This is a genomic window from Streptomyces uncialis (assembly GCF_036250755.1).
Lineage (GTDB): Bacteria > Actinomycetota > Actinomycetes > Streptomycetales > Streptomycetaceae > Streptomyces > Streptomyces uncialis.
The window spans coordinates 3,147,086-3,172,662 of sequence record NZ_CP109583.1 but is presented as its reverse complement, the minus strand read 5'-3'; the positions used below and the strand labels follow the sequence as shown (position 1 = coordinate 3,172,662).

Annotated in this window: 18 protein-coding genes; 8 read left to right on the top strand and 10 right to left on the bottom strand. The window is 72.0% G+C overall.

The genetic code is table 11. The annotated features are described in order from the left end of the window. Positions 1-71 precede the first annotated feature (71 nt). The gene (locus tag OG711_RS12865) at positions 72-848 is read left to right on the top strand and encodes a hypothetical protein (RefSeq protein WP_329559303.1); all 777 of its coding nucleotides are present in this window, start codon (positions 72-74) and stop codon (positions 846-848) included. 447 nt (positions 849-1,295) lie between these two features. Here OG711_RS12865 and OG711_RS12860 read toward each other — a convergent pair whose 3' ends face one another. The 5 genes from OG711_RS12860 to OG711_RS12840 form a co-directional block, all read right to left on the bottom strand. Then, complete coding sequence (locus OG711_RS12860) at positions 1,296-1,472, bottom strand: DUF6104 family protein (protein ID WP_099284549.1); 177 nt, start codon at positions 1,470-1,472, stop codon at positions 1,296-1,298. Positions 1,473-1,609: 137 nt separating this feature from the next. Continuing rightward, a complete protein-coding gene (locus tag OG711_RS12855) occupies positions 1,610-5,458 on the bottom strand; it encodes a multifunctional oxoglutarate decarboxylase/oxoglutarate dehydrogenase thiamine pyrophosphate-binding subunit/dihydrolipoyllysine-residue succinyltransferase subunit (protein ID WP_073784877.1) in 3,849 nt (1,282 codons plus the stop codon). Positions 5,459-5,819: 361 nt separating this feature from the next. Then, complete coding sequence (locus OG711_RS12850; protein ID WP_245876634.1) at positions 5,820-7,022, bottom strand: HAMP domain-containing sensor histidine kinase; 1,203 nt, start codon at positions 7,020-7,022, stop codon at positions 5,820-5,822. Beyond that, entirely contained in the window at positions 7,019-7,762 is a 744-nt protein-coding gene (locus tag OG711_RS12845; protein ID WP_329559302.1) for a response regulator transcription factor, read from the bottom strand. The genes OG711_RS12850 and OG711_RS12845 overlap by 4 nt, the downstream gene beginning before the upstream one ends. A 113-nt stretch (positions 7,763-7,875) precedes the next feature. Further along, positions 7,876-8,559 carry a spermidine synthase family protein gene (locus OG711_RS12840; protein ID WP_329559301.1) on the bottom strand — a complete coding sequence of 228 codons (684 nt, stop codon included), beginning with the start codon at positions 8,557-8,559 and terminating at the stop codon, positions 7,876-7,878. A 1,167-nt stretch (positions 8,560-9,726) separates the two neighbouring features. On the opposite strand from OG711_RS12840, the gene lon reads away from it, so the two are divergent. Further along, positions 9,727-12,159 carry an endopeptidase La gene (lon, locus tag OG711_RS12835; protein ID WP_329559300.1) on the top strand — a complete coding sequence of 811 codons (2,433 nt, stop codon included), beginning with the start codon at positions 9,727-9,729 and terminating at the stop codon, positions 12,157-12,159. Between the two features lie 77 nt (positions 12,160-12,236). Here lon and OG711_RS12830 read toward each other — a convergent pair whose 3' ends face one another. Continuing rightward, positions 12,237-13,028, bottom strand: a complete 792-nt coding sequence (locus OG711_RS12830) for a lysozyme (RefSeq protein ID WP_107499182.1) — start codon at positions 13,026-13,028, stop codon at positions 12,237-12,239. Between the two features lie 248 nt (positions 13,029-13,276). Between OG711_RS12830 and OG711_RS12825 the strand changes: the two genes are divergently transcribed. After that, complete coding sequence (locus OG711_RS12825; protein ID WP_073784885.1) at positions 13,277-13,762, top strand: MarR family winged helix-turn-helix transcriptional regulator; 486 nt, start codon at positions 13,277-13,279, stop codon at positions 13,760-13,762. A gap of 783 nt (positions 13,763-14,545) precedes the next feature. On the opposite strand, the gene OG711_RS12820 is transcribed toward OG711_RS12825, so the two are convergent. Continuing rightward, positions 14,546-15,319 (bottom strand): protein phosphatase 2C domain-containing protein, encoded by a 774-nt coding sequence (locus OG711_RS12820; RefSeq protein ID WP_073784887.1) that lies wholly within the window; start codon positions 15,317-15,319, stop codon positions 14,546-14,548. A 539-nt stretch (positions 15,320-15,858) separates the two neighbouring features. Here OG711_RS12820 and OG711_RS12815 point away from each other — a divergent pair. From OG711_RS12815 to OG711_RS12795, 5 genes are all read left to right on the top strand, one after another. Continuing rightward, positions 15,859-19,008 carry a sensor histidine kinase gene (locus tag OG711_RS12815; protein WP_329559299.1) on the top strand — a complete coding sequence of 1,050 codons (3,150 nt, stop codon included), beginning with the start codon at positions 15,859-15,861 and terminating at the stop codon, positions 19,006-19,008. A 71-nt stretch (positions 19,009-19,079) separates the two neighbouring features. Continuing rightward, positions 19,080-19,664: a roadblock/LC7 domain-containing protein gene (locus tag OG711_RS12810; protein WP_329563775.1), complete on the top strand. Its 585-nt coding sequence runs from the start codon at positions 19,080-19,082 to the stop codon at positions 19,662-19,664. 83 nt (positions 19,665-19,747) lie between these two features. Beyond that, positions 19,748-20,125, top strand: a complete 378-nt coding sequence (locus OG711_RS12805; protein WP_073785657.1) for a DUF742 domain-containing protein — start codon at positions 19,748-19,750, stop codon at positions 20,123-20,125. After that, positions 20,106-20,735, top strand: coding sequence for a GTP-binding protein (locus tag OG711_RS12800; protein WP_073784889.1), 630 nt, complete (start codon positions 20,106-20,108; stop codon positions 20,733-20,735). Before OG711_RS12805 ends, OG711_RS12800 begins: the two co-directional genes overlap by 20 nt. 78 nt (positions 20,736-20,813) lie before the next feature. Beyond that, positions 20,814-22,070, top strand: a complete 1,257-nt coding sequence (locus OG711_RS12795) for a styrene monooxygenase/indole monooxygenase family protein (RefSeq protein ID WP_073784891.1) — start codon at positions 20,814-20,816, stop codon at positions 22,068-22,070. A 105-nt stretch (positions 22,071-22,175) separates the two neighbouring features. Here OG711_RS12795 and OG711_RS12790 read toward each other — a convergent pair whose 3' ends face one another. The 3 genes from OG711_RS12790 to OG711_RS12780 all read right to left on the bottom strand — a co-directional run bounded on the left by OG711_RS12790 (position 22,176) and on the right by OG711_RS12780 (position 25,319). After that, positions 22,176-23,417: a C40 family peptidase gene (locus tag OG711_RS12790; protein ID WP_329559298.1), complete on the bottom strand. Its 1,242-nt coding sequence runs from the start codon at positions 23,415-23,417 to the stop codon at positions 22,176-22,178. A 103-nt stretch (positions 23,418-23,520) separates the two neighbouring features. Continuing rightward, positions 23,521-23,808: a hypothetical protein gene (locus tag OG711_RS12785; protein WP_073784895.1), complete on the bottom strand. Its 288-nt coding sequence runs from the start codon at positions 23,806-23,808 to the stop codon at positions 23,521-23,523. Positions 23,809-24,200: 392 nt separating this feature from the next. Continuing rightward, complete coding sequence (locus OG711_RS12780; protein WP_329559297.1) at positions 24,201-25,319, bottom strand: MerR family transcriptional regulator; 1,119 nt, start codon at positions 25,317-25,319, stop codon at positions 24,201-24,203. Between the last annotated feature and the right edge of the window lie 258 nt (positions 25,320-25,577).

Genomic DNA, 25,577 nt, shown 5'->3' with positions numbered 1-25,577 from the left:
CGGAGGTCAAGGGGCACGCCCCTTCTGTCCGGTGATGAGCCGTATCTGACGCATTGATCTAGCGTGGTGCCATGCCGTCCGCCGCTGAGAACGCCGCCCCGGTCACCGGGGCGCTGCTGCTGTGCCGGGGCACCCCCGACACCGTGGCCCCGGTCGCCCGGCTGCTCCGTGAGCCGATGCGGGCCGCGGCGGCCGGGGAAGGCTGGACCGTACTGGTCCCGGAGGGCGCGCCCTGGCGGGAGACGGGCGGCGATCCGGTGGAACGGGTGGTGACCGGCTGGGCCGGGGCGCTCGCCGTCGGCGGACCGTGGCCGGTGCTCGCGCTGTGGTGGGACCCCGGGCACAGCGGCTTCGTCCTGGCCTCGGGGTTCCGGCGGCCCGTGGGGTACGAGTGGCTCGCGGGCGGGACACCCGTCGGGGAGGACGAGGCGGTCCGGACCGTCGCGCTGCGGCTCGGCCTCGATCCGGTGCTGGACCTCCAGGCGCTGGACGTACTGACCCGCGGCGACTCGGACGCGGACGCGCGGGCCCGGCTGATCGGGCTGGTCGCGGTGCTCGCGCGGACGGGGCTGGTCCTGCCGCCCGGGGTCACCCCCGGGGCGTCCATGCCCGTCCTGCGGGTCGCCCTGCGGGCGGCGGTGGGGGAGGGGGGCGCCGATCCGGGGATCTGGTGGGGGCCGGTGGTACGGGCGCTGTGCGTGGTGCAGGTGGGCTTGGGTGTGCCGATGGCCCTCTGGGGCGTCCACCGGCGCCGCCCCGCCCTGGTCCTGGCCGGCGGCCTCCTCGCCACGACGGGCACGGTCGGGCTACGCGCCCGGTTCCCCGCACCCCTGGGTACACCCCCCTGACCGTACTTTTCCCCGTGCGGGCCGTCCGTGGGTGCGCAGTTCCCCGCGCCCCTGGACGCTGCCCCTCGCGGTCGCTCTTCGGCTGCGGGCCGGTCCTCGTCTTCGCGCAGTTCCCCGCGCCCCTTCGGGGCGCCCCCTCGCTGTCGTCGTCCGGCTGCGGGCCGGGGGACGAAGGGCCCACCGCAAGAGGCGCCCCCGATAGGGGCGCGGGGAACTGCGCACCCACCGAGCGACGGCTCAGGAACGAAGCGCGCTCAGCACAGGAGACCCAGGGGCGCGGGGAACTGCGCACCCACCGAGCGACGGCTCAGGAACGAAGTGCGCCCAGCACAGCGAACCCAGGGGCGCGGGGAACTGCGCACCCACCGAGCGACGGCACAGGAACAAGTGCGCTCACCCGGGCAGACCCAGAAGCGCGAGCGAAGGCGACCCGCACCGCCCGGACGGTCAGTCCTCCTCGTCGTCCAGACGGGCCAGCCACGTCGCCAGACGTTCCACCGGGACCTCGAAGTCGGGGTTGAGGTCCACGAACGCCCGCAACTGCTCCGCGAGCCACTCGAAGCTGACCTCCTCCTCGCCCCGCCGCTTCTCCAGTTCCTCGATACCACGATCGGTGAAGTACAACGCATGCTCCAGAAGGGGGAAACCGGCACGTACGACCAGGGTACGGGGGGCACCACGCACCGGGGCCCGGTGCCCACCCGCGTCCAGCGGATGGGGCACCGGGCCCCGGTCACCCCGACCGTCGCCGGGGAGAGGCGCTACGCCTCGAACACCTCACGGACCAGCTGCTCCTGCTCCGCCTGGTGCCGCTTCGCCGAACCCACCGCGGGCGACGAACCGTGCGGACGGGAGATCCGCCGCAGCCGCTCACCGTGCGGGATGTCCGCCCCGACCGCCAGGTCGAGGTGGTCGATCAGGTTCAGCGCGATGAACGGCCACGCACCCTGGTTCGCGGGCTCTTCCTGGGCCCACAGGTACTTCTCGGCGTTCGGGTACTTGGAGATCTCCGCCTGGAGCTCCTTGCCCGGCAGCGGGTACAGCCGCTCGATACGGATGATCGCCGTGTCGGTGATGTCGCGCTTGACCCGCTCGGCCTCCAGGTCGTAGTACACCTTGCCCGCGCAGAAGACGACCTTGCGGACCGCCGACGCCTCGGCACGGGTGTCACCGATGACCGGACGGAAGCCGCCCGTCGTGAACTCCTCCGCCTTCGACGCCGCCGCCTTCATCCGCAGCATCGACTTCGGGGTGAAGACGACCAGCGGCTTGTGGTGCGGGTTGTGGACCTGCCAGCGCAGCAGGTGGAAGTAGTTCGACGGCAGGGTCGGCATCGCGACCGTCATGTTGTTCTGCGCGCAGAGCTGGAGGAACCGCTCCGGGCGGGCGGACGAGTGGTCCGGGCCCTGGCCCTCGTAACCGTGCGGCAGCAGCAGCGTGACACCCGAGGTCTGGGCCCACTTCTGCTCGGCGGAGGAGATGAACTCGTCCACCACCGTCTGCGCGCCGTTCACGAAGTCACCGAACTGCGCCTCCCACATCACCAGGGACTCGGGACGGGCCAGCGAGTAGCCGTACTCGAAGCCCATCGCCGCGTACTCCGACAGCAGGGAGTCGTAGACGTTGTAACGGGCCTGGTCCTCCGACAGGTACAGCAGCGGGGTGTAGTCCTCGCCGGTCTCCCGGTCGATGAGCACCGCGTGCCGCTGGCCGAAGGTGCCGCGGCGGGAGTCCTGGCCGGACAGCCGCACCGGGGTGCCCTCCATCAGCAGCGAGCCGATGGCGAGGGTCTCGCCCATGCCCCAGTCGATCGTGCCGTCCTCCACCATCGCCGCACGGCGCTGGAGCTGCGGCAGCAGCCTCGGGTGGACGGTGACCCGCTCGGGGATGTTGACCTGCGACTCGGCGATCCGCTTGACGACCTCCTGGGAGACCGCCGTGTTCACCGTGACCGGGAACTCGGCCTGCGGCTCGGGCAGCGGCACCTCGGACGGCTGCGAGGTGGCCTCACGGACCTCCGTGAACACCTTCTCCAGCTGCCCCTGGAAGTCCTGGAGCGCCTGCTCGGCCTCCTCCAGCGTGATGTCACCGCGACCGATCAGGGACTCGGTGTACAGCTTGCGCACCGAGCGCTTCTTGTCGATCAGGTCGTACATCAGCGGCTGGGTGAACGCCGGGTTGTCGGACTCGTTGTGACCGCGGCGGCGGTAGCAGATGAGGTCGATCACGACGTCCTTGTTGAACGCCTGACGGAACTCGAACGCGAGCCGCGCCACCCGGACGACGGCCTCGGGGTCGTCGCCGTTCACATGGAAGATCGGCGCCTCGATCATCCGCGCCACGTCCGTCGCGTACATCGACGAGCGGGACGACTCCGGGGCGGCGGTGAAGCCGACCTGGTTGTTGATGACGATGTGGACCGTGCCGCCCGTGCGGTAACCGCGCAGCTGCGACATGTTCAGCGTCTCGGCCACGACACCCTGGCCCGCGAAGGCCGCGTCACCGTGCAGGGCGACCGGCAGGACCGTGAAGTCCGTACCGCCCTTGTTGATGATGTCCTGCTTGGCGCGCGCGACCCCTTCGAGGACCGGGTCGACGGCCTCCAGGTGCGAGGGGTTCGCGGTGAGCGAGACCTTGATCTGCTCGCCGTCGAGACCGGTGAAGGTGCCCTCGGCGCCCAGGTGGTACTTCACGTCGCCGGAGCCGTGCATCGACTTCGGGTCGAGGTTGCCCTCGAACTCCCGGAAGATCTGCGCGTACGACTTGCCGACGATGTTCGCGAGGACGTTCAGCCGGCCGCGGTGCGCCATCCCGATGACGACCTCGTCCAGCCGGGACTCGGCCGCCGAGTCGATGACCGCGTCCAGCAGCGGGATGACGGACTCGGCGCCCTCCAGCGAGAACCGCTTCTGACCGACGTACTTGGTCTGGAGGAACGTCTCGAACGCCTCGGCGGCGTTCAGCCGGCGCAGGATGCGCAGCTGCTCCTCGCGCTCCGGGTTGCTGTGCGGACGCTCGACCCGGTCCTGGATCCAGCGGCGCTGCTTCGGGTCCTGGATGTGCATGAACTCGATGCCGGTGGTGCGGCAGTACGAGTCGCGGAGCACCCCGAGGATGTCCCGCAGCTTCATCATCGACTTGGCCGCGAAGCCGCCGACCGCGAACTCCCGCTCCAGGTCCCACAGGGTGAGACCGTGCTCGGTGATGTCCAGGTCGGGGTGCTTGCGCTGGCGGTACTCCAGCGGGTCGGTGTCGGCCATGACATGGCCGCGGACCCGGTAGGAGTGGATCAGCTCGAAGACCCGGGCGGCCTTGGTGACGTCGTCGTCGTGCGAGGCGTCGATGTCCTTGAGCCAGCGGACCGGCTCGTAGGGGATGCGCAGCGCCTCGAAGATCTCGTCGTAGAAGCCCTCCTGGCCGAGCAGGAGGTTCGCGACGACCCGCAGGAACTCGCCGGAGGCGGCACCCTGGACGACCCGGTGGTCGTAGGTCGACGTGAGCGTCATGACCTTGGAGATACCGAGCTTGTTCAGGGTGTCCTGGGACGTGCCCTGGAACTCCGCCGGGTAGTCCATGGAACCGACGCCCATGATCACCGACTGGTTCGGCATCAGCCGCGGCACGGAGTGGACCGTACCGAGGCCCCCCGGGTTGGTCAGCGAGACCGTGACGCCGGTGAAGTCCTCCATCGTGAGCTTGTTGTCACGGGCGCGGCGGACGATGTCCTCGTAGGCCTGCCAGAACTCGAAGAAGTTCAGGGTCTCGGCCTTCTTGATGCCCGCGACGACCAGCTGGCGGTCACCGTTGGGCTTCACGAGGTCGATGGCGAGGCCGAAGTTGATGTGCTCCGGCTTGACCAGCGTCGGCTTGCCGTCCTTCACCGTGAAGGAGTGGTTCATCGACGGCATGGCCTTGATCGCCTGCACCATCGCGTACCCGATGAGGTGGGTGAAGGAGATCTTCCCGCCCCGGGCGCGCTTCAGATGGTTGTTGATCACGATGCGGTTGTCGAACAGGAGCTTCACCGGCACGGCGCGCACGGACGTGGCCGTGGGCACCTCCAGCGAGGCGTTCATGTTCTTCGCGACAGCGGCCGACGGGCCGCGCAGCGTGACGAACTCCGGCCCCGCGGGTGCCTCCGCGGCCGGCGCCTGCTCGGCGGCGGGTGCCGCCTTCGCCGGAGCGGCCTTGGCGGGCGCGGGAGCGGACGCGGCGGGCTTGGCCTGCGGCGCGGCGGGGGCACCCTGTGCGGTGGCGCCCTTCGCCGGGGCCGCGGGCGTGGCCGGAGCCTTGGCCGCGGGTGCGGGCGACGCGCTGGGGACGGCCGGGCTCACGGCGGCGGGCTTCTCAGCCTGCGTACCGGGGGCCGCGGTATCCGCCGGGACCGGGGTGGCAGCTGCCCCCGGCTTGTAGTCGGCGAAGAAGTCCCACCAGGCGCGGTCTACCGAGTTCGGGTCCTGGAGGTACTGCTGATAGATCTCGTCGACGAGCCACTCATTGGCACCGAAAGCAGCGGCGGGGTCCTGACCCTGCCCTGCTCGTTCGGTTGTGGGGGCGCCTCCTGGCCGAAGGCTGGGGGAGCTCGAATTACTGGGGGACTGTGACGACACGGCGGCAACCGCCCTCTTCCGCTTCACAAGATGATGGACAGCGGGAATTAAGGCTACGCCTTGCGGGGCCAGGAGTGCAGGCGGGGCAGCTGATCCGTCGCGTAAGTCACACTGGAAGGGGTGTTTCAGGGTTCGAAATGGCGGGAAACAACCGTGGTTCGCCTGTGGCGCGGTGGACGTCAGGGCACGCCGGAGCACGACGGACGGGTGAGGACACCGCGTCGTCCGGCGGCCGACCGTGCTGGATCGTGTCAGTCCGCGCGTGCGCCACCCGGAGGCGGAACCCGACCGGACGGTGGGCGGAACGTGTCCGTCCGCCACCCGAGCCCGACGATCTTGGCCTGTCGACTCGAACCCTACGTCAACCTTGGCCTCGTGACAGCCCCGGAAGGATGACCTGGATCCGGCAACCCCGCGCCGACTCCGCGACCCCGATCCGGCCCCCGTGCAGATCCACCGCCCAGCGCGCGATCGCCAGCCCCAGCCCCGTACCGCCGTCACTGCCCCCGGGCCCCGGCGGCGCCGGCCGCGGCCCCCCGGGCCCGCCTGCCGCCCCGCCCACGGCGCCCGCCGGGTCGGTGTAGGGGCCCCGGTTGAAGCGCTCGAACACCCGGTGCCACTCCGACTCGGGGATACCGGGCCCCTCGTCCATGACCTCCAGGCTCAGGGACTCCGCGCCGGTGCCCCGGCGGGCCTTCACCGTGACCCGGCCGTGCGGGGGACTGTGCTTCACGGCGTTGTCGATCAGATTGGCGACCACCTGGTGGATGCGCTCGGGATCGGCGTGCCCGGTCAGCTCCGGCGGCCACACATCGAGATGCAGATGCACGTCCGTACGGGTGTGACTGCCGGAACCCGAGGCGATCCCGGCCCGCGCCGAGGCCACCATGTTCGCCTCCTTCAGCACGCCCGACAGATACGGCCACACCTCGAAACGGCGCGCCCTCAGCGGTACGACCCCGTTGTCCAGGCGGGACAGGTCCAGCAGCGTCTCCACCAGCCGGCCGAGGCGCTCCGTCTGCTTCAGCGCCGTGCGCATGGTCTCCGGGTCGGCGGCCGAGACCCCGTCCACCACGTTCTCCAGCACCGCCCGCAGCCCCGCGATCGGGGTCCGCAGCTCGTGCGAGACATTCGCCACGAGTTCCTTGCGCTGGCGGTCCTGGGCCTCCAGGTCGTCGGCCATCCGGTTGATGGTCGTCGCGAGATCGCCCAGCTCGTCCTTGCGGTCGTGGCCGCGCACCCGCCGGGTGTAGTCCCCGTGCGATATGGACCGGGCGACCGTGTTCATGTCGTCCAGCGGCGCGGTCAGCGAGTGCGCCACGAACTGGGTGATCAGCAGCGTCGCGATCACCGAGAACACGGTGATGAACCGCAGCTCCGTCTCGGTGCGCACCGCGATCATCAGCAGCCCGGTCGTGATGAACACCGACACCACGACCAGCGTGCCGAGCTTCGTCTTGATCGAGAACGGACGCAGCTTCTCGGAGCCGGGACCGAGTCCCGCCGCCTCGCCCGTCGTACCGTCCGTCAGATGCGGGCCGGGCCGACCGGCGGGGCCGCTCATGGCGTCGGGGTCTCCAGCGCGTACCCGACACCGTGCACGGTGCGGATGCGCTCCGCGCCGATCTTGCGGCGCAGGGCCTTGATATGGCTGTCCACCGTCCGGGTGCCGGAGGCGTCCGCCCAGTCCCACACCTCCGCCAGCAGCTGCTCCCGGGAGAGCACCGCGCGCGGGGTGTTCGCCAGGCACACCAGCAGATCGAACTCGGTGGGCGTCAGATGCACGTCCTCACCGCGCACCCGGACCCGCCGCTGGGCGTGGTCGATCTCCAGCTCCCCGAGCCGGAGCGTGCCGCTGCGGGGGGTGGTCGCGGCGAGCGCGGCGCGTTCGACCCGGCGCAGCAGTACATGGACGCGGGCGGCCAGCTCCCGCATCGAGAACGGCTTGGTCATGTAGTCGTCCGCGCCGACCCCCAGCCCGACCAGCATGTCCGTCTCGTCGTCGCGGGCGGTGAGCATCATGACGGGCACGGGCCGCTGGGCCTGGACCCGGCGGCACACCTCCAGCCCGTCGAAGCCCGGCAGCATCACGTCGAGGATCAGCAGATCGGGCTGCCACGCCTGGGCGGTGTCCACGGCCGCGGGCCCGTCACCGGCCGTCTGCACATGGAATCCCTCGGCGCGCAGCCGGGCGGAGATCGCGTCGACGATCGTCGGGTCGTCCTCCACCACCAGCACCCGACGCTGGGCGCCCGCCCCCGCCGGCTGGGTACTACCTTGCTGCGAGGTGTGTGTGTGCTCCATCGCCCGCCCCTGACTGAGCTGTTCGGAATCCGTGGGGTGATCCCATGGCTGTGCATGGCACGCACATGGTCCGCGCGCCGGTCAGCAGACTAGAGGCACGGAGCGTGTGCGGGCTATCCAGCTCTGATCGCGAGGTGCACGACGTCCGGTACGCCCCTCGCGACCGGGATTTCATGGGTACGGACCCCTTGGAACCCGGAATTCCGCAATGTTCCTTCGAAATCGGGCGACGGCCGAGCCGACCACACGGCCAGTACGCCGGAGGGCGCCAGACGCGCACGGCACAGCGCGAGGCCCTGCGGGGTGTACAGCCCGTCGTTGTCCTCGGTGACCGTCCAGTCGGGTCCGTTGTCGATGTCCAGGCACAGGGCGTCGTACGAGCGGTCCGCGGTCCTCAGATGGGTCAGCAGATCGGTGTGCAGGATCTCGGTACGGGGGTCCGCGAGAGCCGTCGCGGAGACCTCGGCGAGGGGGCCCGCCCGGTGCCAGTCGATGATCGCCGCCTCGCGCTCCACGACGGTCACGGAGCGCCACGCGGGGTCCGCGGCGGCGTGCGCCAGCGAGAAGCCGACGCCGAGCCCTCCGAGCAGCAGGCTGTGGCCTCCCGCGCCGGGGAGCGCGTCCCGCGCCGCGTCCACCAGAAGCCGCTCGGAGCGGCCGTCCGACGTGTCCATCAGGAAGCAGCCGTTCGCGATGATCTGGAGCAGGTGCCCCTGTCTGCGCAGGGCCACCTCGCCGTGGGGGCCGGTCCTGCGGTCCAGTACGAGTGCGCTGTCGCCGTCCATCAGAGGAGCCATCCCCCCATCCTGTCGATCCCCCCACCCCACCGCCCCGGTTTTCCGCCCCAGGCCCCCCCTCGCCCGCGCCCCGAGGCCCCCTGAGCCGTCGTCCGCGGGGTGCGTAGTTCCCCGCGCCCCTGGGGTTCCCCACCTGGGCGTACCTGTTCCCGTGCCGTCGTCCGTGGGTGCGCAGTTCCCCGCGCCCCTGAGGTGCTGCCCCATTACGGTCGCGCTTCGGGTGCGGGTTGCCTGTGGTTGCTCGCGCAGTTCCCCGCGCCCCTGGGTGCTGCCCCGTTGCGGTCGCTCTTCGGGTGCGGGTGGGCCCTCGTCTTTTGCGCAGTTCCCCGCGCCCTGGGGTTCCCCACCCGGACGTACTCGTTCCCGTGCGGGTCGGACGGGGGTGCGCAGTTCCCCGCGCCCCTGAGGTGCTGCCCCATTGCGGTCGCTCTTCGGGTGCGGGTCGCCCTCGTTTGCGCAGTTCCCCGCGCCCCTTAGGTCGCGCCCCTTGCGGTTCCCGTTCGGGTGCGGGTTGCCTGTGGTTGCTCGCGCAGTTCCCCGCGCCCCTGGGTGCTGCCCCGTTGCGGTCGCGCTTCGGGTGCGGGTGGGCCCTCGTCTTTTGCGCAGTTCCCCGCGCCCCTTTGGGGGCGCCCACCTGGGGCTGTCGTCCGGCTGCGGACTCTCAGCGACCGGGGTCGGGGTTCAAACCACCCTCCTCGCGGACTCGCCCGGCTGCGGGAGGGGGTGGGCGGGAATCTCTGCTCGCAGACTCCGATGCTCTTCAGTCGGGCAACGTAACGGCTTACCGAGCGTGTCGGATCGAGGACGGAGAATCCCGACCGGCACCGACCCGAAGAACCAACCGGACGCGCCCCAAAGGGGCGCGGGGAACTGCGCACCCCACCGAGCGACGGCACAGGAACGAAGTACGCCCAGCCGGACAGACCTGGGAAGCGCAAGCGAAGGCAACCTGCGGGGAACCGCGAAACCACCGAGCGACGGCACAGGAACAAGTGCGCTCAGCCGGACAGACCTGAGCGACGGCACAGGAACAAGTGCGCCGCGCCGAACGGACCTGAGAAGCGCAAGCGAAGGCGGATCGCTGAGGGCGAACACCACCCCGGGAACATTCGCGGAGCGCCATGCATTGAGTCGACATAGCTCAACTTGAATGCCGAAGGGGAGATCATGGCTACTGAGTCCGCTGGTTCCAAGGGCACCCCGCTCGCGCTGCCCGTGCTGCCGCTCGACGACGAGGTCGTCCTGCCCGGCATGGTCGTCCCCCTGGACCTGAACGATCCCGATGTACGCACCGCGGTGGACGCCGCACAGGCCGCCGCGGGCTCCGCACCCGGCAAACCCCGGCTGCTCCTCGTCCCCCGTATCGACGGCGCCTACGCGAGCACCGGCGTCCTCGGCACGGTGGAACAGGTCGGCCGCCTCGCCGACGGCGACCCGGGCGCCCTGATCCGCGGCCGTTCCCGCGTCCGTATCGGCGCGGGCACCACCGGCCCCGGCGCGGCCCTGTGGGTGGAGGGGACCGAGGTCACGGAGACCGTCCCCGACCCCCTGCCCGGCGCGATCACCGAACTGATCACCGAATACAAGGCCCTCGCGACCAGCTGGCTCCGCAAGCGCGGCGCCTGGCAGGTGGTGGACCGCGTCCAGCAGATCGAGGACGTGTCCCTGCTCGCCGACAATTCCGGTTACTCACCGTTCCTCACTGTCCAGCAGAAGGTCACCCTGCTGGAGACCGCCGACCCGGTCGCCCGCCTGAAGCTGGCCACCGAACAGCTCCGCGAGCACCTCGCGGAGCAGGACGTGGCGGAGTCGATCGCGAAGGACGTCCAGGAGGGCGTCGACAAGCAGCAGCGCGAGTTCCTGCTGCGCCGCCAGCTCGAAGCGGTCCGCAAGGAACTGCGCGAGCTGAACGGCGAGAAGGGCACCGACGACGAGTCCGACGACTACCGGACCCGGGTCGAGGCCGCCGATCTGCCGGAGCGGGTCCGGGAGGCCGCGCTCAAGGAGGTCGACAAGCTGGAGCGGTCCAGCGACCAGTCCCCGGAGGGCGGCTGGATCCGCACCTGGCTGGACACCGTCCTGGAGCTGCCGTGGGACGAGCGCACCGAGGACCAGTACGACATCCAGGGCGCCCGCGCCGTGCTGGACGCCGAGCACGCGGGCCTCGCGGACGTGAAGGAACGCATCACCGAGTACCTGGCGGTGCGCAAGCGGCGCGCCGACCGCGGCCTCGGGGTCGTCGGCGGACGCCGTGGCGGCGCCGTGCTGGCGCTCGTCGGCCCGCCCGGGGTCGGCAAGACCTCGCTGGGCGAGTCCGTCGCGCACGCCATGGGCCGCAAGTTCGTCCGGGTCGCCCTCGGCGGCGTCCGGGACGAGGCCGAGATCCGCGGTCACCGCCGTACGTACGTCGGGGCGCTGCCCGGACGGATCGTGCGGGCGATCAAGGAGGCCGGGTCGATGAACCCGGTGGTCCTCCTCGACGAGATCGACAAGGTCGGCTCCGACTTCCGGGGCGACCCGGCCGCGGCCCTCCTCGAAGTCCTGGACCCGGCGCAGAACCACACCTTCCGGGACCATTACCTGGAGGTCGAGCTGGACCTCAGCGATGTGGTGTTCCTCGCCACCGCGAACGTCCTGGAGTCCATCCCGGAGGCACTGCTGGACCGGATGGAGCTGGTCCGTCTCGACGGCTACACCGAGGACGAGAAGGTCGTCATCGCCCGGGACCACTTGGTGCCGCGCCAGCTGGAGCGGGCGGGCCTCGGCGCCGACGAGGTGACTCTCGCGGAGAGCGCGCTGCGCGGACTCGCGGGCGAGTACACCCGGGAAGCGGGCGTACGGAACCTGGAGCGGGCCGTCGCACGGCTGCTGCGCAAGGTCGCCGCACAGCACGAGCTGGGCGAGCGTGAGCTGCCGTTCACCGTCACCGGTGACGAGCTGCGCGCGCTCATCGGACGGCCGCACCATGTGCCGGAGTCCGCGCAGGACCCGGCCGAGCGGCGGACCGCCGTCCCCGGTGTCGCCACCGGGCTCGCGGTGACCGGCGCGGGCGGTGACGTCCTCTACGTGGAGGCGTCGCTGGCCGACCCGGAGACCGGCGCGGCCGGACTGACCCTGACCGGCCAGCTGGGCGATGTGATGAAGGAGTCGGCGCAGATCGCGCTGAGCTTCCTGCGCTCCCGCGGCGCCGAACTGGAACTCCCGGTCGGCGACCTCAAGGACCGCGGCGTGCACATCCACTTCCCGGCGGGCGCCGTCCCCAAGGACGGCCCGAGCGCGGGCGTCACCATGACGACCGCCCTCGCGTCGCTGCTCAGCGGACGCCAGGTCCGCACGGACGTGGCGATGACCGGTGAGGTGTCGCTGACCGGCCGGGTCCTGCCCATCGGCGGGGTGAAGCAGAAGCTGCTCGCCGCGCACCGGGCCGGGGTCACCACCGTGGTGATCCCCAAGCGGAACGAGGCCGACCTGGACGACGTCCCGGCCGAGATCCTGGCCAAGCTGGACGTCCACCCCGTCACGGACGTCCGCCAGGTCCTGGAACTGGCCCTCGCCCCGGCGACCAGCACAACCGCCCCGGAGGTCCCGGTCGCGGCGTGACGGACGCGCCCGGACCGCCCCCGGAGGCGGACGGCCCTCCCCCATCCCCCGGGGGAGGGCCGTTCGGGTGCCGCGGGTCAGCCGTTCGCGAGGGCCTGGACCCGGTCCAGCGCCCCGTTGAACCAGTCGTGGTCACCGACCGTCGGGCCGGTCGACGTGTACTGCCACATGGTGTGCGTCGCCCAGCCCGCCGGGAGGGTGCCCGGGGTCGACGCGTACCGCGCGATCCACAGCGGGTTCACGTCCCCGAAGGCGGGGGAGTTCCCCGTGCACTGGGTCCACCAGCTCGTCGCCGTGTAGATGACGGCGTCCCGGCCGGTGCGCGCCCGGTAGCGGTTCGAGAAGTCCCTGATCCACGTCACCATCTGACTCGCGCTCTTCCCGTAACAGGCGTCCCCGTACGGGTTCCACTCGATGTCCAGCACCCCGGGCAGGGTCCGTCCGTCGCCCGACCAGCCGCCGCCGTTGTCCACGAAGTAGTCGGCCTGGGTGGCGCCGTTCGTGGTGTCCGGTGTCGCGAAGTGGTAGGCGCCCCTGATCATCCCCACGTCGTACGAGCCGTTGTACTGCTGAGGGTGGTACGGGTTCTTGTAGTACGTCCCCTCGGTGGCCTTCACATAGGCCCATCTGACGCCGCTGTCCCACAGCGTCGGCCACGCCACATCGCCTTGATGGCTGCTCACGTCCACGCCTTCGGTCCGGGCCGCGCGGCCCTCCACGGGCCGCCCGTCCTCGCCGTCGTGCGCGAGGACCCCGATGCCCATCCAGGCGGAGCCGCGGGGCGGTACCGCCGGGTCGTCGGCCGCTGCGGTCCCGGCCGACGCCGGGTGGACCGCGAGCAGCGGGGTTATCGCGAGCAGTGGGGCCATCGCGAACAGGGCGAAGGGGGCCGGCCGGGTGATACGGCGGGTGCGGGTCCGGTGCATGTTCGGTGCCTTTCGTCTGCCTGGTGCGGTGGTGAGGTGTCAGCTACCAGGACTACGGCCGCGCGGGGCCCGGCGCCTGTCGGGGTCCGGGCCGCCACGGCCACCCGCGCACCTGCGAAATACTGGCGGGGCCGCGGCGAGGGTCGTGCCCGGCGGTACGGACAGCACCTTCAGCAGCGGGAAGACGGGGCATGGACGCAGGCGCGGATCAGGGCGGGAGCGGTACGGGGACCGGGGACGGCGGGGTGGCCCGGGAGTTCCTCGCGCTCGAACGCGAGCTGACGGTGATTCTGCGGCGGGCCCGGGCCTCGTCCGGGGAGATCGCCCGCGCGGTGCATCCGGAACTGGAACCCGGGGCCTACGGACTGTTGGTCCGACTGGACGAATGCGGGGTGCAGCGGGCGACCGATCTCGCGGGGTACGTGGGGGTGGGCAAGGCCACGATGAGCCGGCAGCTGAAGGTGCTGGACGAGCTGGGGCTCGTCACGCGGGAGCCCGATCCCGCGGACGGGCGGGCCTCGCTGATCCGGCTCACGGAGGCGGGGCGGGTGCGGGTCTCGCGTGTGCGGGCGGCCCGGCGGGCCCGCTACGTCAGTCAGCTCGCCGACTGGGCGCCGGCGGAGGTGGCCGAGCTGGCCCGCCTCCTTCAGCGGCTGAACCGCTCCACGGAGTCTTGACGTCTGCCGCCCCGAGGTCTGTCCGGCTGGACGCGCTTGTTCCTGTGCTGTCGCCCGGTGGTTTCGCGGTTCCCTGCGGGTCGCCTTCGCTTGCGCTTCCCAGGTTCGTCCGGCTGGGCGCACTTCGTTCCTGTGCCGTCGCTCGTGGGTTGTGCGCAGTTCCCCGCGCCCCTGGATGCTGCCTCTGTTCGTCGCTCTTCGGGTGCGGGACGGTTCTCGTTCCTGCTGGACGCGCTTGTCCCTGTGCCGTCGTTCGGTGGTTGTGCGCAGTTCCCCGCGCCCCTTTGGGGCGCGTCCGGCCGGTTCTTCGGGTCGGTGCCGGTCGGGATTCTCCGTCCTCGCTCCAACGCGCTCGGTCGGACGTCCCCCTTGCCCGACTGAAGGGCATCGGAGTCTGCGGGCAGAGAGTCCCGCCCACCCCCTTCGGCAGCCGGGCGACTGCGCGAGGAGAGGGGCGCCCCCAAAGGGGCGCGGGGAACTGCGCACCCACGTCCGTACCCGCACGGGAACAAGTACGTCCAGGTGTGGAACCCCAGGGGCGCGGGGAACTGCGCGAAGACGAGGGCGGACCCGCACCCGAAGAAGCGACCGCAAGGGGGCAGCATCCAGGGGCGCGGGGAACTGCGCGAGCAACCACGGGCAACCCGCAGCCGAACGGGAACCGGAAGGGGCGCGACCTCAGGGGCGCGGGGAACTGCGCACCCCACGAGCGACCCGGACGGGGGCAAGTGCGCTCAGGTGGGGAACCCCGGGGGCACGGGGACCGTAGAGGGGCGGACGGGGTCAGAGGGCTACGTAGGTGACCGTTGCGTCGTCGTGCCGCTTGCCCCGCGAGGGGGGACCACCCCGCTCGGCCTCCCGCACCGCGTCCACCAACGCCTGCGCCCCCTCCTTGTGCAGCAAGGAGAGACACTCCCCCCACCCCCCGAACCGGAACCGCTCCACCCACCGCGACGCCCCGTCGGTCATCGCGGCGAGCGTCCGCACCCGCTCCCGCGGCAGCTCCCCGACGACGGCCCGCCGGACCACGTCCGGATCGGCGGCGGCGGTGAAGAAGCCGCCCTCCTTGTTCCGCAGCTCCCCGTCCGTCGCCCCGACGGACCGCAACGTCTCCCGGGGCATCCGGTCGAGCCGGTCGTCCAGCACCGCGCTCACCGCCCCGTCCGCGTCCTCGACCAGCAGTACCGAATCGGACAGCACGAGGTACTCGACCCGTTCGTCGTCCCATCGCGCGAGGACCACCGTTGCCTGTGGGGTTCGCACGTGAGAAAGGTCACACGTGTCGCGGTGAGCGTCCGCGGTCCTGCGGATCGCGTCGCCCAGCAGCTCCCGCAGCGTCAGATCTGCCCGCGAAACGGACAGTTCACCGAGTGCGCCCCCGAGTCGCGCGGTGAACCAGGGAACGGAGTGCCGGCATCCGTATTCCCCCGCGGGTGGCGTCACCCCGTCGAGCACGACCAGCGTCCCGCCCTGTCCGGAGGCGGGAACCGCCACCGAGGCGAAGTCCTCGTTGGGTCGTGCGGGGTCACCGGGTGCCGTGGCGATTTCGATGCGCATCGGGTCAGTCTGCACGAGCCCCCACCGATGCCCACGAATCGGTGGCGGGGGTTACGCAGAGGTGACCGGCGGTCGACAGCGCGACGACCGTACCGACCGGTCACCTGCCTGATTTGCTCGGGAATGATCTGTTCCGCCGACTCGTGGTGGGGCATCTTGCCAAACCCCGCCGATCACGTCCAACCGGCGCACCGGACAGGGCGCCTGGCGCGTGCCCCAGGAACTTGCCGCCCAACTCCCGGTCGATGTTCACTCCTTCGGGTGGCCGGTCCGGCGATGCGCGTCCACTCCCCACGGGCGCTGGAATGGTCTGGAGCCGTATGCGGCGGACCCGGCGGGTTGACGGTGCATCATCCGGACCCATGAGTGCCGGAAACGTGGGTAGTCGAGTCAGAATGCGAGCACCGGTGCAGAAGATGCGGCCTCGGCGCAAAGGCGGGCAGTCGGCCCCGGAGCAGGGTGCGGTAGCCCCGTACCCCCCCGGGTCACCCGCCACACCTGGGACCCCGGGCACCTCGGTGCGGACCGGGACCCCCGGCATGTCCGGCCTGCCCGGAACGTTCGAACCGCGCGGAACGTCCGGCGCCCCCGTACCGCCCGGGGCGCCCGGCACGACCGGTGGTGCTTCCGTACCTCCTGGCACCTCCACCCCCCCGGGCGCCCCCGCGGGCCCCGGCGGACCCAGCGGCCAGGGCGGCGGACCCACGGGACCCGGCGGCACCCCGCCGAACCCCGGGCCCGGCCCGGTGCCGAACCCCGTACCGGCGCCCGCGCCCGCCGCCCCCAAGGGCAAGCGCAAGCGCCGCGCCCGGGTGCGCAACCGGCTCCTCATCTCCGTCACCGTCGTCGCCGCCGCCATCGCGGGCGCCGGGGCTCCCGCCCTGCTCGCCTCCTCCAGCGAGCTGAACGACGCGCAGAACCTCGTCACCGCCGCCGAGCGGGCCCACCAGGGCATCTCCCTCGCCCACGCCCTCGCGGACGAGCGCGACGAGGTCATCGCCTTCATCGCCGCCGGACGCCCCGACGGCAAGGGACTCTCCGAGCAGCGCAGCGCCCGCGTCGACCGCCGTATCCAGGAGCTGCGCGCCGGCGCGCCCGCCGCCCTGCGCACCGACCTCGACGCCGTCGCCGCCGCCCGCCGCGCCGCGCTCACCGGCAAGAGCGAAGCCCTCGCCGCCCATCAGGCGTACGCGAAGGTCATCACCGAGCTGCACCGGCTCGCCGAGGACGTCGCCGTGCGTACCCCGCCCGCCGCCGCCCCGGGCGCCCGGTCGCTGGCCGACCTCGACCGCGCCGTCGAGCAGGCGTCGGCCGCCCGTGGTCTGCTGCTCGCCGCGCTCGCCGTCCCCCGCTCCACCACCACCGAGTTCAACCAGACGACCGGGCTCATGGAGACCGTGCCCGACGAGTCCGCGGCGGACGCCAGGAAGCGCCTCGAACTCAGCGGCGCCGCCCAGCAGGCCCAGCACCGCTCCACCGCCGCCCTCGCGGACTTCCGCGATGTCGCGCCCGCCGCCGACCTCGCCTCGTACGACTCCACCGTCAACGGCGCCGAGACCGCCGCCGCCGAGCGGTATCTGAACCGGCTCACCGACGAGGCCCGGCTCAGCGACGACGACCTGGAGATCGACACCAAGAAGGTCGCCGCCGCGCTGTCCTCCCGGATCGATCTGATGCGCGGGGTCGAGGCGTCCCTGGCCACCGCCCGCGTCGACCGCCTCGAACAGCTCCGCGACGACGCCGTCACCGAGCTGGAGATCCGGGTCGGCGTCATCGGCGCCCTGCTACTCCTCGCCGTCGGCGTCTCGATGGGCATGGCCCGTTCGCTGACCCGGCCGCTCGCCGTGCTGCGGATCGGCTCCGCCCGGCTCGCCGCCGACCCGGCCGCCGAGGAACCCGTACGGTTCACCGGCCGCAACGACGAGTTCGCCCAGGCCGTGGACTCCGTCAACGCCCTGCACGCGCACACCGTCGCGCTGCATGAGCGGCTGGCCACCCTGGAGGGCGACCGCAGGCATCTGATCGGCGAGCGCGAGTCGATGGCCGACCGCACGGCCGAACTCCGCGCCGAGCTGGACCGGGCCGCCGCCGATCTCGGGCGGGTCCGCCACAGCATCCAGGGCACCTTCGTCAATCTCGCCCTGCGCACCCTCGGACTCGTCGAGCGCCAGCTCGCCGTCATCGAGGGCCTGGAGGACCGGGAACAGGACCCGGACCGGCTCTCCACCCTCTTCAAGCTCGACCACTTCGCCACCGTCATGCGCCGCCACAGCGAGAACCTGCTGGTCCTCGCCGGGGCCGACCACGGCCACCACCACCCCGGCCCCGTACCGCTGGTCGATGTGGCACGGGCCGCCGTCAGCGAGATCGAGCGCTACGAGCGGGTACGGATCACCTCGCTGCCGCCGCACGTCCATATCGCCGGGTTCGCGGCCGACGACCTCAGCCATCTGCTCGCCGAACTCCTGGAGAACGCGACATCGTTCTCCCCGCCCGACGCCTCCGTCGAGGTGTCCGGCTGGCTGCTGGAGAACGGCGAGGTCATGCTGTCCGTCCAGGACGAGGGCATAGGGATGACCTCCGAGCGGCTGCGGGAACTGAACCTGCGGCTCTCCGAGTTCGACCCCGCCGACCTGACCGCCGGACCGGAGAGCGACGAAGGTCTCGGTCTCGGGCTCTACGTGGTGGCGCGGCTCGCCCACCGGCACGGTGTGCGGGTCCAGTTGCGGGAGCAGAAGCAGGGCGGCGTCACCGCGGTCGCCGTGCTGCCCAAGGGGATGCTCGCCGCCGAACCGGCCGCCGCCACGGCGGTGCCGCCGCTCGCCGCGGGCGCCGCGCCCGCGCTGCGGCTGCCCGGCTCCGAGGCCGAGGCCAACTCCAATGTGCTGCGCGGCCGAGCGGTTCAAGGGGACCCCCTCATCGCCGCGGCCGAGACCGCCGTACGCCACTCCGAGACGACGATGGAACTGATCGCCCCGCCATCGCCGCCGGACACCGAACAGGTGACGGAATCGGGAGCGGAATCGGGAGCGGAAGCGGAGTGGGTGCCGGACGCGCAGATCCACGCGGACCTGGACCCGTACCTGGACCTGGACGCGGACCCGGAGTCCTACGTGGAACCGCGCTCCGACACGGAAGCGGAATCCCTGTCCGACCACCCCCGGAACCATCCCGGGGAGCACCACACCGGAGAACACCTCTTCGGGGAACACCGCAGCGAGGAACAGGAACACCGCACCGGGGAAGACCTCTTCCGGGACGGCGACGGGGAGTCCGGCGGGGAAACGGTGTCCGAGCGGGCTGGGGGCCCGGACGAGGCACCGGTGGGCGGAGCGGCCGGTGACGAACACGGTCATCACACCCGCGCCCACGACGAGGCACCGGCGCCCGGCGCACCCGCGGGACCGACCGCGCGGACCGCTGTTCAGGGGAACATCCCGGGCGGGACACGCGTGACGGACAAGGGGCTGCCCAAGCGGACGCCTAGGATCAGTGAGCCCGTGACCGTGGCGAGGCCCGCAGGAGGGGGCGTCGACGCGGACGCCCTGCGGCGCAAGCTCGGGGGCTTTCATCAGGGGGCCGCGGCCGGCCGCCGGGACGTGGAGGCCGAGATCGGCCCCGCCCCGGCGGAGTCGGTGGGCCGCGGTGGGGAAACAGTGGGGGACACAGTCGAGGAGGGAAGCAGTTGACTGCGCCCAGCACATCGCCCGGTGTCAGTACATCCGCCCAGGCACGTTCCGGTGCCACCGGTGGATACGGACTGAGCCGTGAGGCACGCAACCTGCACTGGCTGCTGACGAATCTGGTCGAGGAGGTACCCGGACTCCTGTCCGTCGCGGTCGTCTCGTCGGACGGGCTGCTGCTGCTCTCCTCGGACCCCGGCAGAACCGGCCCCGGCGGAAGCGACCCCGGCGCGACCGGCGCCGACGCGTCCGGCACGGCCGGTCGGCCCGCCGGGCCCAAGGGCTCGTCGGCGGACCTCGCGACCATCGTCTCCGGTCTCGGCAGTCTCACCCTCGGCGCCGCCAAGCTGATGGACGGCGGCGGGGTGAAGCAGACCATGGTGGCCATGGAGGACGGCAGCCTCTTCGTGATGTCCATCAGCGACGGCTCGCTCCTCGGGGTGCACGCCACCCCGGACTGCGACATGAGCGTCATCGCCTACCACATGGCCCTGTTCGTGGGACGCGCCGGACATGTCCTGACCCCCGAACTGCGCAGCGAGCTGCGCCAGTCGCTGGAGTCCCGGGGCGCCGCCGACCCGCCGGCCCCCGGTGAGTACGCCGAGGTGCCCCGGCCGCGTGAGCCCCGGACGCCGCTCCGTACCCCCGGGAGCGCCCAGTGACCGCGTCCGGTCCCTCGCGTACGGGCGACGCCGCCGCGAACGGTGACGACGCCGGCCTCGCCGCGCCGTCCACCAGGCTCCCGGTGCGCGGCTCCGACAGGAAGCCGGCCCGGGTCCGTCCGTACTCGCTGACGGGGGGACGGACCCGCTTCGGGCACGTCCTGCTCGTGGAGACGTTCGTCGCGGCCATCGAGGCCCCCGACGAGCGCCTCGAACTCGCCAACGGCTCGCTGGCGACCCGGGTCATGCCCGAGATGCGGGCCATCGTGGAACTGTGCCGCCGGATGCGGACGGTGGCCGAGATCGCCGCGCTGCTGAAGATGCCGCTCGGCGTGGTCAGGGTCCTGCTCAGTGACCTGGCCGACCAGGGCAAGATCCGTGTATACGGAACGGGTCACGGAACGGGCCAGCCGGACCGCGCGCTGCTGGAAAGGGTGCTGAGTGGACTCCGTCGTCTCTGAACCACTGCCGTCCGCCGACACCGACGGCGAACCCCTCAAGGCGTGGCAGCGGGACCGCACCCGCGCCCCGGTCGCCACGAAGATCGTCGTCGCGGGCGGCTTCGGCGTCGGCAAGACCACCCTCGTCAAGGCCGTCTCGGAGATCGAACCGCTCCAGACCGAGGCCCTGATGACGGAGGCCAGCGTCGGGACGGACGACCTCTCCGCGACCCCGGAGAAGACCACCACCACGGTCGCCATGGACTACGGCCGCATCACCCTGGACGACGACCTCGTCCTGTACCTGTTCGGCACCCCGGGGCAGCAGCGCTTCTGGTTCATGTGGGACGACCTGGTGCGCGGCGCGATCGGCGCGGTCGTCCTCGCGGACACCCGGCGGCTCGACGAATGCTTCCCCGCGCTCGACTACTTCGAGAGCTGCGGTCTGCCGTACATCGTCGCCGTCAACCACTTCGACGGCAGCGAGCGGTTCGACGAGGTGGACGTGCGTGACGCCCTGACCGTGCCGCCGCATGTGCCGATCCTCATCATGGACGCGCGGCACCGGATATCGGTGGTCGAGACCCTGCTCGCCGTGGTGCGCCAAGCCCTGGAGTCCAGCCCCGCGTAATCGCGGGACACGGCCCGGGAGATCCCCAGCTGTTCCCGTCGTTCACTGGCTCACGTGGTTCAACAGGAGAACATCCGTATGCGGACAATACTCATAGTCGGTGCCGGTCAGTCCGGTCTCCAGCTCGCCCTCGGCCTCCAGTCCCAGGGGTACGAGGTCACCCTGATGTCCAACCGCACCGCGGACGAGATCCGGTCCGGCCGGGTCATGTCCACGCAGTGCATGTTCCACACCGCGCTCCAGCACGAGCGCGATCTCCAGGTCAACTTCTGGGAGTCCCAGGCCCCGAAGATCAAGGGCCTCGGGGTCTCCGTCGCGGGACCCGCCCCCGAGGACGACCCGGGCGGCGCCAGACCACGGGTCATCGACTGGGTCGGACAGCTCGACGGACACGCGCAGTCCGTCGACCAGCGGATCAAGATGGCCGGCTGGATGGAGACCTTCGCGCAGCGCGGCGGCCGCGTCGTCATCCACGGCGCCGCCGTCTCCGACCTCGACTACTTCTCCCGCGCCTACGACCTCGTACTCGTGTCAGCGGGCAAGGGCGAACTCGTCTCGATGTTCGGCCGGGACGCCTCCCGCTCCCCGTACAGCGAGCCCCAGCGCGCGCTCGCCGTCGCCTACGTCCACGGTCTCGGGGTCCGCCCCGAGCACCCCGACTACGACGCGGTCCGCTGCAACCTGGTGCCCGGGGTCGGCGAACTGTTCGTGATGCCGACGCTGACATTGTCCGGCCGCGCCGACATCCTGTTCTGGGAGGGCATACCCGGCGGACCCCTCGACGCCTTCAAGGGCGTCAAGGACCCCTCGGAGCATCTCGCGCTCACCCTGGACCTGATGAAGCGGTTCACGCCGTGGGAGTACGAGCGCGCCACCAAGGCCGAGCTGACCGACGCCAACGGCACGCTGTCCGGGCGCTACGCCCCGACCGTCCGCAACCCGGTCGGGCGGCTGCCCGGCGGGGGCGTGGTGCTGGGCGTCGCCGATGTCGTCGTCGCCAACGACCCGATCACCGGGCAGGGCTCCAACTCGGCGTCCAAGTGCGCGGCGTCGTACCTGGAGTCGATCGTGGCCCACGGTGACGGCGAGTTCGACGAGACGTGGATGACCGCCACGTTCGAGCGCTACTGGCAGACGGCGCAGCACGTCACCAAGTGGACCAACGCGATGCTCGGCGCGCCGCCGGAGCACGTGCTGAACCTGATCGGCGCGGCGGGCGCGCTCCAGCCGGTCGCGGACCGGTTCGCCAACGGGTTCAACGACCCGTCGGACTTCGAGAACTTCTTCTTCGAGCCCGAGAAGGCCGAGGCGTACCTGGCTTCCCTGTCGGGCTGATCGGGTCCCTGAGGCCGCCTGCTTCCGCCGGTCCGTGCGGCCGTCCCGTCCGGGGCGGCCGCACGGGGCGTTCAGGGGGCCGTCCACCCGGTGCTCGCCGGGTGCTCACGGGGCCGTCGTGGAGTCGTAGCCCGCGTCGGAACCCGCGTCGGCCCCGGACGGCAGCTCCGGTGGGCGGTAGCCCGTCATCGCGGGCTCGTCCGGGTCCGGCCGCACCGCGCCGAGCACGGGGTTCGCCGCGACGGGTGACACCTTGACCTTCGCGCCGGGGCGCGGGGCCTGCACGACCCGGCCGCCCCCGAGGTAGAGCGCCACATGCGTCGCGCCCGGGAAGTACACGACCAGGTCCCCGGGGCGCAGCGCGCCCAGCGGTACCCGGCGCAGCTCGTTCCACTGCTCCTGGCTGGTCCGGGGGATACCGGCACCGGCCGCCGCCCACGCCTTCGACGTCAGCCCCGAGCAGTCGAACGCGGTGGGGCCCACCGCTCCCCACTCGTACGGTTTGCCGATCTGCCCGACGGCGTAGCGCAGCGCGGCCTCACCGGTCGCGGAGGGCGCGGCCGACCTCGCCTGCGGTCCGGCGAGCGCCCCGGACTCCACGAACTCCCGCGGGGTGCCGGCCTCGGCCCCCGCGGACTCCAGCTGCCCCAGCCGGCCGAGCTGCTCGGGGGTGAGGGAGGCGAGCAGTCGCTCGACCTCGTCGAGCTTCCCGGTGACGGCGTCCCGCTCCTCGCGGTGGCGTGCCGCGAGGGTCTGCTGTTCGTCCAGTGCCGCGCGGGCCGCGCTCGCGAGACCGTCCGCGGTCCGTTCGGACCCGGTGAGCCGGTCCACCGCCGCGGCCCGGTGCTGGGACACCCGCGCCAGGATGTACCTCTCGTCGAGGAGCTGGCGGGGGCTGCGGGCCGTCAGCAGCCGCAGGTACGGGGAGAGGCTGTCGGCGCCGCGGTACTGCTGGCGGGCGAGGCGGGCCGCGGCTCCCCGGCTGGTGTGCAGGGCGCCGCGGGCGTCGGCGAGCCGGCGCTGGAGGGTGCCGACGCGGTCGCGGCGGCGGCTCAGTTCCTCGTCGGTGGCGCGGTAGCGCGCGGTGGCCGAGCCCGCCTCCCGGTACAGCCGCTGAAGGTCCGTCAGGAGGGCGCTGACGGAGCGGTCCGGTGCGGGGGCGGCTGGGGCCGCAGGGGCGGCCGGGGCCGCGGGTACGGGGGGTGTGCCGGGTGTGCCTGGTGCGCTCGGCGCGGCGGACGCGGTGCCGGTGCCTGGGGTGCCCGGGGCTCCGGGGGCGAGGAGTCCGGCCGCCAGCAGGGTGGCCAGGGTCGCCGTGCGCGCCTTGTGTGTCCGTGTTCCTGACATGTCGTCACCTCCGCGCAGGGGGCGGCCGGTGCGCCCCGCAGGGCGAGCATCAGCGGGGGTACGGGATCGCGCGCGGGGGGCTGGGCGGTTCGGAGCAACGGGGTCACCCGGGCGGGCGGCCGGGGGTGGCGCGTCTGCTCCACGGCCACTTGGGACCGCCGGGGTCGCCGTCCGGGTCGTACTCGTAGCGCCACCCCCTGTGCAGGGGGAGGCGGCGTCCGGCCACGACGGAGACCCGGCGGTAGATGTGGACGGTCGGCGGGGTGTCCTCCGTCGGGGCCGGGACGGGGACGCGGTAGATCTTCGGGGGGTGGCCGGTGGGTCCCACGAGGACCGGGAGGACCCGGCCGTCCAGGGGTCCGCCGACGAAGGGGGTGTTCTCGCTGCGCACGGGGGTAGTGTCCCACTTGTTCTGGCGGGGGCGCCTTGACCGGTTCTCCGGTGCGGGTCGTCCGGCCTCGGCCCCGGGTTTCTTGTGCTGGGCGTATTTTGTTTCCTGTGCCGTCGCTCGGTGGGTTTGCGTAGTTCCCCGCGCCCCTGTGGGGGCGCTGCCTGTCTGGTGTTGTCGGCCGGGTGCGGGCCTGCCCTCGTCTTTTGCGCAGTTCCCCGCGCCCCTTTGGGGCGCGTCCTGTGGGTTCTTCGGGTCGGGGCCGGTCGGGATTCTCCGTCCTCGCTCCAACGCGCTCGGTACGGGCGTTCAGTGGCTGTATTGGTGGCGTCGGAGTCTGCGGGCAGAGATTCCCGCCCACCCCCTTCCGTAGCCGGGCGACTGCGGGAGGTGGCTCACTCGGCCACCAGGAGGCGCAGGCCCAGTTCCGCTGTGTCCAGGGCGAGGAGTTCGCGGTTGCGTTCGGTCCAGCGGCCGGAGGAGAGGTCGTCGCGGAGGCGGTGCACCGCCCGCTGTTCGGCCTGCGGTCCTACCCGGGTCCACACCGAGACCGCGCGGCGGACATGCTCCTCCAGGTAGGCCTCGGGTCGGCGCCAATAGGCCTCCAGGAAGCCGTCGGCGCAGTCCCACGGGATGAGCACCGGTTGCCTACGGGCTCCGATCGCGTCGGCCAGACGGTCCACGGAGGGGCGGCCGGCGACGAGGCCGGTGATCTCGGGCAGGTAGTCACGGGTGAGCCAGAACCGCTGACGCCAGCCGCTGTCACTGCTGTCGTGGGTGAACACCACGACGCGGCGGGCCACGCGCCGCATCTCGCGCAGCCCCGCGATCGGGTCCCGCCAGTGGTGCACGGTGCTGAAGGCCATCGCGGCGTCGAAGGACCCGTCATCGAAGGGCAGTTTTTCCGCGGCGGCGGCCACGCACGGCGCGGCGTCCGGGGGGCGCTGCGCCCGCATGACCGCTGAGGGTTCCACCGCCGTGACGTCACGGTCCGGGGGCTCGTAGGAGCCGGTACCGGCTCCTACGTTCAGTACGGTCCTGGCGTCCCCGAGCGCGTCCCAGACCCGCGCGGCGATCCGGGGTTCGGTGCGCCGTGTCGCCGGATAGGCGGAGCCGATCGTCTCGTACAGCTGTGCGCCGAACATCTTCAGCTGTTCCTCCGGTGTCGTTCGTTTCCCCATGGCCCGTGTCTCCAGTTCCTTGTCGATGGCGGTCACCATGGCGGCGGCGCGGTCGCGCTGTTCCAGGAGCAGTCCGCGTAGTCGGTGCAGGTGGGCGACCGCGTCGGTGGCGGGGTCGTCGACCAGCTCCGCGATCTCACGCAGCCCGAAGCCCAGCCGCCGGTAGGCGAGCACCTCCCGAAGCCGCTCCACGTCACCCGCCGCGTAGGCCCGGTACCCGGCCGGGGTCCGCGCGGACGGCTGTACGAGGCCGATCCGGTCGTAGTGATGCAGGGTGCGGACGGTCACCCCGGCGAGCCCGGCCACACGTCCCACACTCAGATGCTCTTCCACACCCCGGACCCTCACCCCTGACCCCACGTAAGGGTCAACCCCGCTACCCGTCCAGGAACAAGTACGCCCAGCCCGGAGTACCCGTCCAGGAACAAGTACGCAGGGCCCCGACTACCCAGGGGCGCGGGGAACTGCGCACCCACGGGGAACCGGTACAGGCGCAATTGCGGCGAGGTGTGGAACCCCGGGTCGCGGGCGAAGGCGACCCGCACCCGAACGGAAACAGCGAGCGGGCGCCCCAAAGGGGCGCGGGGAACT